The organism is Rhodopseudomonas sp. BR0G17, assembly GCF_010907025.1.
Taxonomy (GTDB): domain Bacteria; phylum Pseudomonadota; class Alphaproteobacteria; order Rhizobiales; family Xanthobacteraceae; genus Rhodopseudomonas; species Rhodopseudomonas palustris_H.
In genome coordinates, this window is the sequence record NZ_QUML01000015.1 from 1 (window position 1) to 12,340 (window position 12,340).

Consider the following 12,340-nt stretch of genomic DNA (forward strand, 5'->3'; position numbering starts at 1 on the left):
CTTCCGAGCCTACCCCCGAAGAGCCGGCCGCAGCGGAGGCGTCCCCGGCCGCCGGTAAGACCGGGTTCGAGAGCCTCGAAGACGAAATGGCCGCGCTGCTCGGCCGCCCGAAGTCCCCTACGTGAGCGCCTCGGCCGGCCCGCGTAGAGTTTTCATCAGTTCATTGGTTCTGATCATCGCGGTTCTCGCGATGATCGTGCCTGCGCAGGCCCAAGACATCAGCATCAATCTCGGCGGCAATAGCCCCGGCGTCACCGAACGCGCGATCCAGCTGATCGCGCTGCTGACGGTGCTGTCGATCGCACCGTCGATCCTGGTGATGATGACGTCGTTTACCCGCATCGTCGTGGTGCTATCGCTGCTGCGCACGGCGCTGGGCACGGCCACAGCGCCGCCGAATGCGGTGATCATCGCGCTGGCGCTGTTCCTGACCGCCTTCGTGATGGGACCGACGCTGCAGAAATCCTATGACGAAGGCATCAAGCCGCTGATCGCCAACGAGATCGGCGTCGACGACGCGATGGTGCGGGCGTCCGGACCGCTGCGGATCTTCATGCAGAAGAACGTCCGCGAGAAAGATCTCAAGCTATTCCTTGATCTGTCAGGCGAGCCGCCACCGGCAACGCCGGAAGATCTGTCGCTGCGCATCCTGATGCCAGCGTTCCTGATCTCGGAGCTGAAACGCGCCTTCGAAATCGGATTCCTGCTGTTCCTGCCCTTCCTGATCATCGACCTCGTCGTTGCATCGATCCTGATGTCGATGGGCATGATGATGCTGCCACCGGTCGTGGTGTCGCTGCCGTTCAAGCTGATCTTTTTCGTTCTGGTGGACGGCTGGTCGCTGGTCGCAGGCAGCCTGGTGCAGAGCTACACCGGCGGCGGATAATCTAGCCGAGATCGACTGCGGATTGGCTCTCTTCTCCACGGCTCATTCCGGTGCACGTGCGAAGCGCGTGAACCCGGACGTTCAGCTCCGCACAACAACCTCGGGATTCCGGGTTCGCAGGCTTCGCCTGCGCCCCGGAATGACGGTGGGAGTCCGCAAGGAATTGCTACCGCGTCGCCTGGATGGCGCGGATCTTCGGCGGCACCTGGGGTAGCGTGCCGGTGGCGGTGAGGTCGGCGCCGGGCGGCGGGTTGGCGCGGGCGCTGGCATCGGGGAAGCGCTGCTTCATCTCGCGCAGGAAGCCTTCCAGGGTGTCGACGCTGGCAGCCATCTTGGCGATTGCGGCGAATGCGGCGCTATTGCCGGCGCTCGGCTGGCTGGCGATATCGAAGGCAGCGCGATCAGCCGGATCGGTCATCAGCGGCGCAAATTTCTCGCGGAAGCGATCGAGGCCGAGCGCGTCTTCGGCGAGCGCATAGCCGACCACGGCGCGGATCACGTCGCTCTTCTCGGCCGACGACAACGGCGTGAAATCCTTCCAGCGGTCGCCGAGATACAGCTCGATCTGCTCGGAGGATTCGCGCCAGCGCCGCGCCGCCCAGTAGATGTCGGAACGCAGCCGGATCGCCTCGCGTCCGCTGATATTGCTGATGATATCGAGCGCCAGATCATGGCGGCCGATATCGCTCTGCGCCCGCGCCTCGAGTAACAGGCGTTGCTGACGGAGTTCGCCGGCAAGATCGGCGATGCGCGACGAATGCAGCGCACCGATGGCGCGATCCGGCTTGCGGTTCATTAGGTAGATCATTGCCAGCTTGGCGGCGACCTGCGCCCGCGCCGCGCCTTCGAGACGCTTGTCGACCTGATACTGCAGAAGCTCGCTGGCCTGATCGAGCAGATCGACCGCGACCAGACGGTCGGCGAGCCGGCGGATCATCTCATCGCCGCGCCGGCCGATCGGGGTCAGCTCGCGATACTCGTAGAACATTGCGAGGGCTTCGATCGGCGGCAGATCGTCGCCCTTGCTGCCGAGGAAAATCTGCGCGAACAGCGCGCGGGCATCGTCCTGCGCCTTGCGGGCAGCTTCCGAATTCGGCGCAAGCTGAGTTGCAACCCGGGCCGCCTGCAGCGAATCCTGATAGCGGCCCGCATCCGCATACATCTTGGTCAGCAGCTGCTGGGTGTTCACTTCGAGCTGGTCGCCGCGCCAGTTCACCGACAGTCGCTCGAGATCAGGCAGCGCCTCCGCGGGTGTCAGTTCTTCGCGCTTCAGGCGCAGCACGATCTCGCGAAACCGCGCTTCGGCGGCGGCCTGCCGGTCGGACGACGCCATCGCGTCCTTGTACTTCTTCAGCGCCTCCGGCTCGCGGCCGAGCGCTTCGTCGAGCCAGCCGCGCATCACCGCGACCTGCGGCTTGATCTCCGGCGGGATGCCGACAAGATCGAAATCGGTGCTGAGCTTGGCGGCGCCCGAATAGTCACGCACTTCCAGCGAGGCCCGCATCGCCGCGGCGAGCACGGCACGCTGGATGTCCAGCGGCAGCGCCGTGATGGCGAACTGAACGCTCTTCAGCTTCTCGCGCGCCTCGGCCCATTTGCCCTGCCGCGCCAGCGCTACGCCCTTCCACATCTGCGCGTCGTAGGTCGAAGCAATCGCCGGATTGGCGACGTCCTTCAACGTCTGCTCCGGCCGCCACATCAGTGCGCTCGCGGCCGCATGGCCGAGCATGGTGGCGGCATCTTCCTGGCCGGGCTTGGTGGCGGACAGCGCAAGATCGAGCACGCCTTTGGCTTCGGGATAGAGGCCGCGGGCCATGTAGAACCGCGCCAGATCGAGCCGGGCCGGGAGCTTGTCGTCGCCGCCCGCAACGGACGCGGCGTTGAGACGCTCGTCGAGCATATCCTTGAAGCTGCCGGTCTGATCCTTCGCCCATTGCCGGACATCGAAGAACGGCTTCTCGGACGCGGCATCGCCGCCGCCACTCTCCGCGGCGGAGGATAGCGTCAGGCCCCCAGGCCGCGTCAGCAGCACAGCATCAGGAGTGGTTTCAACGGTGACGTCGTCGGACTTCAGCTCGACAACGACGCCGTGGATCGACTCCAGCAGATTGAACTCGACAAAGTTCTGCCGCTTGATGAACCCGCGCGGCGGCGGCAGCGCGGTGACCACCGTCAGCGTATCGCCGGCGTCGGGATCGGCGAGCTTCTGAACCTGGCCGAGCGCCGGCAACGACACTGAGACGCTGGCGCGGGTCGGGTCGGCGATGTTGCGTACCGCCGACAGCGGCTGCGACGCCGCGCGGCCGGCATCGGCAAGCGTCACGGTCCAGCCCTTGCCTGCACCGTCGTCTTCGGTAAGCGTCGCAATTTGCGGGCGGCTGAGCCGGATCCGAATTGCTTGTCCGTTGGCGAGCGGAAGGCGGCTGGCGTCGCTGACCACCGCACTGCCCTCGCGGCGGATCGCCGACAGATCAAACGCCGCGGTGTTGTCGAGCACCAGCCACAGCACATCACCGCGGCGGAACAGCGCCGCCGGCGTCGGAGCAGAAAACGCGAAGCTCAGGCGAAGCCCATCCGTATTCAGCCGTACCTCGACTGGCCGCCCCTCATTCGAGACCGGCTTGGCGGCAACTGCCGGCGGAGGCGAGGGAGCCTGAGGCGCAGCCGGAGCCGTCTGCGGCGGCGCGATGCTCGGCGCCGCAGGCCCCGCTGGCGCGGCCGCGACTTGGCCACCCTTGGCAGGCGGGCCGGCCGGCGACGGCGTCGCTGAGGGCCCCGCCACAGACGGAGATGGCGCAGCAGCAGCAGCAGCAGCAGGTGCAGGCTGCGGACCGGCCGGCGTCGCCGGCTTCATGGCCTTGGCTTCCACCGGAGCCGGCGCGGGCTTGGCCTCCGCCTTGTGATCGGCTTCCTTGGCCTCAGCCTTGTGGCCTGCGTCCTTCGCGTCGGGCTTGTGGCCGTTGTCGGCCTTGGGCTCCTGCTTCTGGATCTCCGCCTGCAGCGCCTTGGGATCGAGCTTGCCGATCTCCGGCAGCTTCAGCGCCTGCGGCCCCATGGTTTGACCGGACTCGGCGCCGCCCGGTTGGAAGCCGACATCGATGATGAAGTTCTTCTCTTCGCGGAACGAATGCACATCGGCGCCGCCGATCAGTGTGAAGTCGACGGTGGAATTACCGCCATCGATGTTCTGCGCGATCGAAGCAACACCCGGCGGCGAGGCGAGCTGCGCGTCGGCGAGGTCGAAGGTCAGTGGCGTGTTGAACTGCACCGACAGCTTGCGGTCGGTCAGCGTCGACGCCACCCGCACGTCGGACGGCACTTCAAATACGTAGCGCACGAAGGTCGGCTGCACCGAGGTCCGCACCCGGATCGGTGGCCGCTTCTTCACTTCCGCGGTGGCGCGTTGCGCCTTGAGGGCGCGCTCGGCCGCGCGGGCACGTTCGGCCAGTTCCTTCACGACGTCTTGCGGCAATCCGGGCGGCGCGCCGGTCCAATTTTCTGGCAGCAGGTCGACGAACAGCCGTTCGCCGGCCGCCATCGCGTTGACAGTGAGCTTCCGCGTCAGAGCCAGACGCAGTGCATAGCCGTCGGGATCAAGCCGCGCAGAGCCGATATAGCCGGGCGCGGAATCGGCGAGCTTGTCGACCGGAATATCGATCGGTCGCTTGAAGCGGATCACCACGATTAGGCCCGCAGTGGCGACGTCGGAGTCGACGTCCTCGGCCATCTTCAGCAGCAGCCGGCCGTATCCGCCTTTCGCTTCGAAGCTGGCTTCGCCGCGCACTTGCGCGGCCGCGGGCGCAATGGTCAGCGCGGCTGCGATCAGCAGCAGCAAGCCGGCAAGGCAGAGTCGTGCGACGCGCCCGACGAGCGCCTGTGACCAAACTCCAGCGGCAGCCATCCGCGCCATCCGTCGTGTCTTTCAGTCAACGACTCTGTCGTCTGCCGGTCCTAGGCGGCTTCGCCGCCAACAAAGATACTACGCTTCACGCATGCGCGTCGGCGCGGCGGAAGCGCGCAGAACCGCAGCCTGCCCCACTAGGGCACAAAAGCCGTTAACGGTGGTTTAACCATCGTCGACTGCGGCAGGCTCACCTGCTTCGGGCGGCATCGCGTCACAATCAGAGATTTAGATTGTCGAGGTAAACACGTTTTTGATAGTGATGCAGAAGGCGGGGAGCGCAACCGCCCGAACCATCCTTTCGTGTGACCGCGATCGCCGTGCCCTTCCCGCCCGCCGTTGTCGGCCGTCCTGACGGACGCCGCACGACGCGTCGACGCTTCGGATCGGCTCGCGCCACCGAGGAGCCATGGACGATGAAAGCTGCGCCCGCCGCCAATCTGGCGCGCGGATACGCCACTGGGAATTGGACTGACGACCGCCATGCTGCTGAAGGGTCTCTACAAGGTGGAATTCGAAACGCCGCGGCGCAAAGCGGTCGGCGTGATCTTCGCATCCGATGGCCGGCTGCACGGTGGCAGTTCGGCATTCGCCTATATCGGCGCCTACGAACAGAACGGCCAGACCATCCATGGCACCATCACGGCGCGCCGGCACACCAGCGATCCGGCGATCCAGTCGGTGTTTGGCGTCGACGAGGTGCGGGTCGACTTCCATGGCTCGACGATCGGCGACTACGCGCAGGTCGAAGGCATGGCGGCAGAAGCCCCGTCGCTCGGCTTCAAGGCGCTGCTGACCCGGATCAGCAGCTAAGCGCAGTTGATCACTGCCGCGGCGTCGGGCGGCCTTCGATCTTCGGCAGCACCGCGACCGATGCGGACACCGACGCCTTCCCGGTGGCGCGCCTTGCCATTTCGACGGTGAGCTTTTCGGCGGCTTCGGCCGACATCAGGCCGAGGATATCGGACATCTTTCGCGGCGCGATCTGGGTGGCGATTTCGATCAGCACCGGCATTTCCAGACGATCGAAGATCTTCGCCGCATCCTTCGGCTTCATCGACTCGTACATCGTGACGATGCCCTTGAAGCGCGCCGCTTCGGCTTCCGATTTCTCTTCGGTCGCCTTGCCGATCTGGCCCTCGGTCTCCTTCATCTCCTGGACCTTGGACTCGATCCGCTTCTCCGCAGCCTTGAGCAGGCTCTCGCGAATCTCGACTTCGCGGGCACGCGCTTCGAGCTCCTGGCGGCGCGCCTGCAGCCGCTCGAGGATCGCACGTTCGGATGGAGAAATCGCCGGGGTCTCGGGTTCGGTCTCGGCCGGCTTGGTCTGTTCCGGCGGCGCGACCGCGGGCTTTTCTTCTTCCTTCTTCTTCGGCTCGCCATGCACCGAGCCGGTGATGTCGGGATCGATCGGCTTCCGTCCGGGGAAGTTCAGGTTCTCCTGAGCCCATGACGGCTTGGTCGCGTTCGGATCGTAATCGAACACGTAGCCGCCATCGAGCACCAGTCCGGCGATCTTCAGCACAGCGAGGCCGAAGACCGCGACCAGAACAACCGGAAGGATGCGGATATCCCGAAGTGCGTTCATGCAGCCAAGCCGTTATGTCGCCTGCGTTCCGCAAAAGCCTGCGCCGCGGCCGCATTGGCCTGCGCCGCCGACACCGCTGCCGCCGGCTGCTCGCCGCCGGGGCGCGCCGCCGCGACGATCTTCGACAGGCGCCGCAGCACGTTGTCGCCCTCGCCGAGCTGCTTCTTGAGCTGGTCGGACAGCGCGGAGGCCGCGGCGATGTCACGACCGAGGTTTTCGTTGACCTCGCGCACCGTGAGCTTGAGGCCGCCGATCGCCCGTTCGGCGATCTCGGTGACGGTGATCAGCTCGCCGATCGTCGCCTTCAGCGATTGCTCGTCGGCCTTCAGCCGCAGCAGGCGTTTGTTGAGCAGCCAACAATAACCGACGGTGACGAGGAGCAGCACGGCGACCAGGCTTTCGATCACGATTGCGAAAATGTGGCTCATTGTGCCTCCATCATTTTGCTCTGCTCGTCGGTACGTTCGAACATGGCGTAGGTGGTGAGCGGCTTGCGCAGCGGTTTGGTGACGCGAATGGCGACGCGGTCGCCGACCCGGCCCATCCGGCCTTCGGTGAGCACGACGCTACCGCAGCGCACCGCTACGGTGGCATCGGCGCGCAGCTCCAGCGGCAGGGTGTCGCCGACCTGCAGCGCCATCAGTTGCCGCAGCGGCAGTTCGGCTTCGTAAAGCACGGCGTCGACTGAAATATCGGCCTGGACGATCTCGGTGGCGAGGTGGCCTTCCCAGACCTGATCACGGCCGAATTTTTCGCCCATGAACATCTGCATCAGCACGCCGCGGATCGGTTCGATCGTGGCGTAAGGCAGCAGCAGCTCGATATTGCCGCCGCGGTCTTCCATATCGATGTGCAGACGGACCAGGATCGCGGCGTTGGCGGGCCGGCTGATCGCGGCGAAGCGCGGATTGGTCTCGAGCCGGTCGATGCTGAATGACACCGGCGACAGCGGCCGGAACGCCTGTTCGGCGTCGGCGAGCACGACCTCGAGCAGCCGCTTCACCAGATTGGTTTCGATCGTGGTGTAGGGCCGGCCTTCGATGCGCAGTGCGGCCTGGCCGCGACGGCCGCCGAGCAGCACGTCGATCATCGAATAGATCAGGCTGGAGTCGACGGTGGCGAGCCCGAAGTTCTGCCACTCCTCGGCCTTGAACACGCACAGCACCGCCGGCAGCGGGATCGAGTTCATGTAGTCGCCGAACCGGACCGAGGTGATGCGGTCGAGCGAGACTTCGACGTTGTCCGAGGTGAAGTTACGCAAGCTGGTCGTCATCAACCGCACCAGGCGGTCGAAGACGATTTCGAGCATCGGCAGACGCTCGTAGGAGACCATCGCGGAGTCGATGATCGCGCGGATGCCGGAGTTCTCGTCGAGGTGCACCTCGCCGACGCTGAAGCCGAGGAGATTGTCGATCTCCTCCTGCGACAGCACCCGCTCGCCGCCGTTCTTGCCACCGCCGAGATCGCGGCCGCCATCCTCGACCATGGCGGCCCATTGCTCCGCCATCGTCCCGGTTAGTTCGTTCTCCGCTGCCGCCTTTGCCGCGGCCTCGGGATCCTCCGACGCCATGGAGGCTTCCCATTGGGCGGCAATTGCGTCCTGGTCGAGTTGGTCCTGGCCAGCCATGTCAGCTCACTGCACCAGCACTTCCTTGAACAACACAGCCGACACCTGCGCAGGCGCGATCGCCATGTTGACGCGCCGGGTCAGCTCTTCCTTCATCCGAAACATCCCGACCGAGCCGTTCAGGTCGCCCGAGCGCAGCTCCCGCAAGTAGGTCTGAAACAGGTCGGTGATCCGCGGCATGTTCGGCTTGATCTGCTCGGCGAGCTTTTCGTCTTTCACCTCGAGCACGACCTTGGCCTTGAGATATTGCACCCGCTCGCCCGGCGTACCGGCGAGGTTGACCATGATCTCCGGCACTTCGACGAAGTTCGGCGGCTTCACTTCCTTGGCGGCTTCGGCCTGATGCGCGTCTTCGCCGTGACCGGCGAACAGGAAGAAATAAGCACCGGCACCGCCGCCGAGCAGCAGCACGGCCGCCGCAGCGATGATGATCAGCTTCTTCTTGCTCTTTGGCGCCCCGCCTTCGGCGGCTTCGGCGCCTTCTTCCGGTTTCTCTGCGTCCGCCATCGGCCGAATCGCCCATATCCCAAAAAGCGAGCCGCAGCCGAGGCGAACCGTAAACGCGAGACTAACGCCGCCAGCGCCCAAGGCTCTGATGACACGACGCTATGGGGCAATGGTTAACGGAACCTTTCCACGGCGGTGGCGGGTAGGAAGATTTTGCCGGCCGGTATGGTCAACAAGTCCTTTATTGCCGGCCCGGCCGCTCCCTTAAAACTGTCAAGTTACTGATTTTGATGATTTTTCTGAGTTGGCACGAGCTTCGCTAGGTGTCTGGTGAGCCGCGCGCTTGGGAGAGCGCCTGCGGTTCGCACGATCCGCCACCGGTCTGGGAGGACTTGGCGGCGGGTCATTCAAGGGAGAACCACCGATGGAGAATGCTCTTCTCGTCGGACTGTCACGGCAGGTCGTGCTCGAACGGCAGATGGATGTCGTCGCGAACAACCTCGCCAATCTCAACACCAACGGCTTCAAGGCGGAGCGGTCGGTGTTCCAGGAATTTCTTAACACCGGCGCGCACGAGGACAATTTCGCGCGGCCGGACCGGCGCGTCAGCTTCGTGCAGGACCGCGCCACCTACCACGATCTGTCGACCGGCGCGCTGCAAGAGACCAAGAACCCGCTCGACGTCGCGATCGACGGCAAGGGCTTTCTGGTGGTGCAGACGCCGCAGGGCGAGCGCTTCACCCGCGACGGATCGCTGACGATCAACGCCCAGGGCCAGCTCGTGAACGGCTCCGGCTTCCCGGTGCTTGGCACCGGCGGCCCGATCGTGATCCAGCCGACCGACAAGGAACTGTCGATCTCGTCCGACGGCCGCGTCAGCGTGGTCGAAGGCACCTCGATCATCGACTCGCTGCGCGGCAAGCTGCGGGTGGTGACGTTCGACCGGCCGCAGAGCCTGATCAAGCAGGGCGGCAATCTGTTCGCAGCCACATCCGACCAAGGCACACCCGACACCAAGTCGATGCTGCGCCAGGGCTATGTCGAGAAGTCGAACGTCAACTCGGTCCTCGAAATGACCAAGATGATCGACGTCACCCGAACCTACACCCAGATCTCGGCAATGCTGCAGCAGGAGAGCGAGCTGCGCAAATCCGCGATCGAGAAACTCGCCGAAGTGCCGGCCTAACGGAGACTGACCATGCGCGCACTCTACACTGCGGCGACCGGGATGGCGGCCCAGGAGCTCAACGTTCAGGTGATCTCCAACAACATCGCCAACATGCGCACCACCGGCTTCAAGAAGCAGACGGCGCAGTTTCAGGACCTGATCTACGATCACGTCCGCCGGGTCGGCGCACAGGCGTCGGACCAGGGCACGATCCTGCCGGTCGGTGTCGACATCGGCGGCGGCGTCAAGACCGTCGGTACGCCGCGGCTGATGACCCAGGGCACGCTGTCGCCCACCGGCAACGATCTCGACCTCGCGGTGCGCGGCGAAGGCTTCTTCAAGATCCAGATGCCGGACGGCACCTTCGCCTACACCCGCGACGGCTCGTTCACCAAGGACAACACCGGCCGCATGGTCACGGCCAACGGCAACCCGGTGCAGCCGACCATCACCGTTCCGAACGGCGCGACCAGCATCACTGTCGCGGCCAACGGCCAGGTGTCGGTGACGATCTCCGGTTCGACCACGCCCACCGTGATCGGTCAGATCGGCCTGACCCGTTTCATCAACAAGGCCGGCCTGCAGCCGCAGGGCGACAACCTGTTCATCGAAACCCCGGCGTCCGGCACGCCGCAGGACGGCATCGCTTCTGCCGACGGTCTCGGCGACATCATGCAGAAGACGCTGGAGATGGCGAACGTCGAAGTGGTGACGGAAATCTCCGACCTGATCTCGGCGCAGCGGGCCTACGAAATGAACGCCAAGGTCGTCAGCTCCGCCGACCAGATGCTGCAATCGACCTCCAATATGTTCCGCTGAGGAGACGGCTGATGATCCGCGCTCTCCTCCTCGCCTCCACCCTGATCGCCGCTGCCGGCAGCGACGCAATCGGCCAGACCGCAGTGCCCGCGGCACAGCCGGAAGGCGAACTGCGCCCGAGCGAGGTGCTGAAGTCGCCGGTGCTGCGCCCGCATGTCGAAGTCACCGGCGAACTGGTCCGGATCGGCGACGTGATCGAGAACGCCGGCGCCGCCGCCGGCATCGCGATCTATCGCTCACCCGACCTCGGCACCACCGGCGCGCTGCCGACCGCGACCGTCCTCGCGGCGCTGCGCGCCCATCAGGTGATCGGCGTCGATACCCGCGACATCACCGAAGTCACCGTGACCCGGCTGGCACGCACGCTGGCGGCCAAGGAAATCGAGCAGCAGGTGGTTCAGACCCTGCAGCAACGCCACGGCCTCGGCGAGCCCGAAGACCTGACGGTGAATTTCGACCGCGACGTCGAGACCAAGACGCTGCCGGCGAACTACGCCGGCAAGCTGCAACTCGTCAGCGAGAAGTTCGACGCGCGCAGCGGCCGGTTCGACATCAGCTACGAAATCAACGGCGGCGAAGGTAGCGCGCCGGCCCGGATGCGGGCGACCGGCACCGCGATCGAAACCGTTGTGGCAACCGTGCTGACCCGGCCGGTGCAGCGTAACGAAGTGATCAAGGCCTCAGACATCACCGTCGAGCGCCGGCCGAAGAGCGAAGTCGCGTCCGATGCGGCGTCTCGCGATGCCGCCCTTGGCATGCAGGCGCGCCAGACGCTGCGCAGCGGACAGGTGCTGCGCGGCGCCGACCTGGCCAAGCCGGACCTCGTGACCCGCGACCAGGGCGTCACGCTGATCTATCGCGCGGCCGGCATCTACCTCACCGCGCGCGGCAAGGCGCTCGACACCGGCGCCGAGGGCGACGTCGTCAACGTGCTCAACCTGCAGTCCAAGCGCACCATCACCGGCACGGTGATCGGTCGCGGCCAGGTCGCGATCACCGTCATCTCTCCGCGCGTCGTGGCCGACGCGAAAACCGAGTAACGTTCATGTCCAAGCCTGTGCCGTTGCAACGCATCGTTCTGGTCGCCGCCCTGCTGGCGACGGGCGGACTCGCCGGGGGCTGCTCCTCGATCGATCGTCTCGCCGCGATCGGCGAACGGCCGGCGCTCACTCCGATCGAAAACCCGACCACGCAGCCCGGCTACAAGCCGGTGCAGATGCCGATGCCGAAGCCGGAGGTCGCGTCCTACAACGCCAACTCGCTTTGGCGTAACGGCTCGCGCGCGTTCTTCAAGGATCAGCGCGCCGCCAAGGTCGGCGACATTCTCACCGTGACGGTGAACTTCACCGACAAGGCCAACATCGCCAACGAGACCCAGCGCAGCCGCACCAGCAAGGAAGACTCCGGTATCACCGACTTCATCGGCAGCAAGACGATCACGACGCCGGCGACCGCAGTGCTGCCAGGCCGCATCCTGACCACCGACTCCACCTCGTCGTCAGACGGCAAGGGTTCGGTGCAGCGCCAGGAAGCGTTGCAGACCAACGTCGCCGCGGTGGTGACGCAGGTGCTGCCGAACGGCAATCTGGTGGTCGAGGGCAAGCAAGAGATCCGGGTCAACTTCGAAATCCGCGAACTGATCGTCGCCGGTATCGTGCGGCCCGAGGACATCCAGAGCGACAACACCATCGACAGCAGCAAGATCGCGCAGGCCCGCATCGCTTATGGCGGCCGCGGCCAGATCACCGACGTGCAGCAGCCGCGCTACGGCCAGCAGGTGATGGACGTGCTGCTCCCGTTCTGATCGTCATGACCTGACAACGAGCTCCCACACCCGGCCGCGAACCTAGGCGCGGTCAGGTGTTCCAACGCGGCCTCCTCCGGCTCTCCCTCCGGACGGAGGC

The 12,340-nt window shown here is 65.5% G+C and carries 11 protein-coding genes and 1 pseudogene; 7 read left to right on the forward strand and 5 right to left on the reverse strand.

Going from position 1 to position 12,340, the window contains the following annotated elements:
- Nucleotides 1-125: pseudogene (locus DY467_RS26880) on the forward strand (flagellar biosynthetic protein FliO); the annotation flags it as partial.
- A complete protein-coding gene (gene fliP / locus DY467_RS13500) occupies nucleotides 122-886 on the forward strand; it encodes a flagellar type III secretion system pore protein FliP (RefSeq protein WP_164636644.1) in 765 nt (254 codons plus the stop codon). The pseudogene DY467_RS26880 and the gene fliP, both read left to right, overlap by 4 nt.
- 166 nt (nucleotides 887-1,052) lie before the next feature.
- Here fliP and DY467_RS13505 read toward each other — a convergent pair whose 3' ends face one another.
- The gene (locus DY467_RS13505) at nucleotides 1,053-4,796 is read right to left on the reverse strand and encodes a tetratricopeptide repeat protein (protein WP_164636646.1); all 3,744 of its coding nucleotides are present in this window, start codon (nucleotides 4,794-4,796) and stop codon (nucleotides 1,053-1,055) included.
- 474 nt (nucleotides 4,797-5,270) lie between these two features.
- On the opposite strand from DY467_RS13505, the gene DY467_RS13510 reads away from it, so the two are divergent.
- Nucleotides 5,271-5,600: a GrlR family regulatory protein gene (locus DY467_RS13510; protein ID WP_107345601.1), complete on the forward strand. Its 330-nt coding sequence runs from the start codon at nucleotides 5,271-5,273 to the stop codon at nucleotides 5,598-5,600.
- Nucleotides 5,601-5,610: 10 nt separating this feature from the next.
- On the opposite strand, the gene DY467_RS13515 is transcribed toward DY467_RS13510, so the two are convergent.
- From DY467_RS13515 to fliL, 4 genes are read right to left on the reverse strand one after another with little or no spacing between them, the layout of a single operon-like run.
- Nucleotides 5,611-6,375 carry a MotE family protein gene (locus DY467_RS13515; protein WP_107345602.1) on the reverse strand — a complete coding sequence of 255 codons (765 nt, stop codon included), beginning with the start codon at nucleotides 6,373-6,375 and terminating at the stop codon, nucleotides 5,611-5,613.
- Nucleotides 6,372-6,803 (reverse strand): DUF6468 domain-containing protein, encoded by a 432-nt coding sequence (locus DY467_RS13520; RefSeq protein ID WP_107345603.1) that lies wholly within the window; start codon nucleotides 6,801-6,803, stop codon nucleotides 6,372-6,374. Before DY467_RS13520 ends, DY467_RS13515 begins: the two co-directional genes overlap by 4 nt.
- Nucleotides 6,800-8,002, reverse strand: a complete 1,203-nt coding sequence (gene fliM, locus DY467_RS13525) for a flagellar motor switch protein FliM (RefSeq protein WP_011159433.1) — start codon at nucleotides 8,000-8,002, stop codon at nucleotides 6,800-6,802. Before fliM ends, DY467_RS13520 begins: the two co-directional genes overlap by 4 nt.
- 6 nt (nucleotides 8,003-8,008) lie before the next feature.
- Nucleotides 8,009-8,509 carry a flagellar basal body-associated protein FliL gene (gene fliL / locus DY467_RS13530; protein WP_107345604.1) on the reverse strand — a complete coding sequence of 167 codons (501 nt, stop codon included), beginning with the start codon at nucleotides 8,507-8,509 and terminating at the stop codon, nucleotides 8,009-8,011.
- Between the two features lie 364 nt (nucleotides 8,510-8,873).
- On the opposite strand from fliL, the gene flgF reads away from it, so the two are divergent.
- From flgF to flgH, 4 genes are read left to right on the forward strand one after another with little or no spacing between them, the layout of a single operon-like run.
- Nucleotides 8,874-9,635 (forward strand): flagellar basal-body rod protein FlgF, encoded by a 762-nt coding sequence (flgF, locus tag DY467_RS13535; RefSeq protein WP_107345605.1) that lies wholly within the window; start codon nucleotides 8,874-8,876, stop codon nucleotides 9,633-9,635.
- Between the two features lie 12 nt (nucleotides 9,636-9,647).
- Nucleotides 9,648-10,436 (forward strand): flagellar basal-body rod protein FlgG, encoded by a 789-nt coding sequence (gene flgG, locus DY467_RS13540; protein WP_011159436.1) that lies wholly within the window; start codon nucleotides 9,648-9,650, stop codon nucleotides 10,434-10,436.
- Between the two features lie 11 nt (nucleotides 10,437-10,447).
- Nucleotides 10,448-11,476: a flagellar basal body P-ring formation chaperone FlgA gene (gene flgA / locus DY467_RS13545; protein ID WP_164636648.1), complete on the forward strand. Its 1,029-nt coding sequence runs from the start codon at nucleotides 10,448-10,450 to the stop codon at nucleotides 11,474-11,476.
- 5 nt (nucleotides 11,477-11,481) lie between these two features.
- Nucleotides 11,482-12,240 carry a flagellar basal body L-ring protein FlgH gene (gene flgH / locus DY467_RS13550; protein WP_107345607.1) on the forward strand — a complete coding sequence of 253 codons (759 nt, stop codon included), beginning with the start codon at nucleotides 11,482-11,484 and terminating at the stop codon, nucleotides 12,238-12,240.
- Nucleotides 12,241-12,340: the final 100 nt, after the last annotated feature.

Excerpts from the sequence above, each read along its gene's own strand:
- DY467_RS13505 (WP_164636646.1), bottom strand. The coding sequence starts at position 4,796 with ATGGCGCGGATGGCTGCCGCTGGAGTTTGGTCACAGGCGCTCGTCGGG.
- DY467_RS13510 (WP_107345601.1), top strand. The coding sequence starts at position 5,271 with ATGCTGCTGAAGGGTCTCTACAAGGTGGAATTCGAAACGCCGCGGCGC.
- DY467_RS13515 (WP_107345602.1), bottom strand. The coding sequence starts at position 6,375 with ATGAACGCACTTCGGGATATCCGCATCCTTCCGGTTGTTCTGGTCGCG.
- DY467_RS13520 (WP_107345603.1), bottom strand. The coding sequence starts at position 6,803 with ATGAGCCACATTTTCGCAATCGTGATCGAAAGCCTGGTCGCCGTGCTG.
- fliM (WP_011159433.1), bottom strand. The coding sequence starts at position 8,002 with ATGGCTGGCCAGGACCAACTCGACCAGGACGCAATTGCCGCCCAATGG.
- fliL (WP_107345604.1), bottom strand. The coding sequence starts at position 8,509 with ATGGCGGACGCAGAGAAACCGGAAGAAGGCGCCGAAGCCGCCGAAGGC.
- flgF (WP_107345605.1), top strand. The coding sequence starts at position 8,874 with ATGGAGAATGCTCTTCTCGTCGGACTGTCACGGCAGGTCGTGCTCGAA.
- flgG (WP_011159436.1), top strand. The coding sequence starts at position 9,648 with ATGCGCGCACTCTACACTGCGGCGACCGGGATGGCGGCCCAGGAGCTC.
- flgA (WP_164636648.1), top strand. The coding sequence starts at position 10,448 with ATGATCCGCGCTCTCCTCCTCGCCTCCACCCTGATCGCCGCTGCCGGC.
- flgH (WP_107345607.1), top strand. The coding sequence starts at position 11,482 with ATGTCCAAGCCTGTGCCGTTGCAACGCATCGTTCTGGTCGCCGCCCTG.